This is a genomic window from Microbacterium sp. KNMS (assembly GCF_053851835.1).
Genome location: NZ_JBSQBP010000066.1, coordinates 1 through 556, shown reverse-complemented (window position 1 = coordinate 556; position 556 = coordinate 1). Strand labels below are relative to the sequence as shown.

The 556-nt window shown below is 56.3% G+C and carries 1 protein-coding gene; it reads left to right on the top strand.

All coding sequences use genetic code 11. The features are described 5' to 3' along the window. The first annotated feature begins 194 nt into the window (after positions 1–194). Positions 195–434, top strand: a complete 240-nt coding sequence (locus ACWXWW_RS17860) for a Rop family plasmid primer RNA-binding protein (protein ID WP_050584111.1) — start codon at positions 195–197, stop codon at positions 432–434. Positions 435–556: the final 122 nt, after the last annotated feature.

Below are 556 nucleotides of genomic sequence, written 5' to 3'. Positions count from 1 at the left end.
GTCGCCGAACATGACCGGTGTCACGTCAGGACCAGTCGTGGCAACATCCTACTACGAAACCGACGCAATGCCCCACTCGAAACCACCAACCCCACCCAAAACCCACCACACAACAAAAACCACAACAAACCACCCCGGAACCCGTCAGAAACGCGCCTGTTAAATTTTAACGGCATGCATGACTATGCACCAGAATGACGCCATGCTCTTTTCACGCAAAAATCATCACCAGACGGGGAAAATCACCAGTGACCAGACAGGAATCCGCCGCCCTCAATATGGCCAAATTTATCCGCGCACAGACACTTCTCCTCCTTGAGCGGCTCGAGCAGATGGATCTGGATGAGGCTGCCGGCTGCTGTGAGCACCTGCACGATCAGGCCGAAGCGCTTTACGCCATGCTGAACGCACAGATAGGCGAGGAAAATGCGTGAAAATCGGTGAACGGGTGCGCAATTCAGTGCGCGGCCGTGAGGCGATGGCGGGGTGTCGGGGCGCAGCCCTGACCAGGGTATTTGTGATGCCGGCGCGTGCGCGGTATTACAAATGCACATCC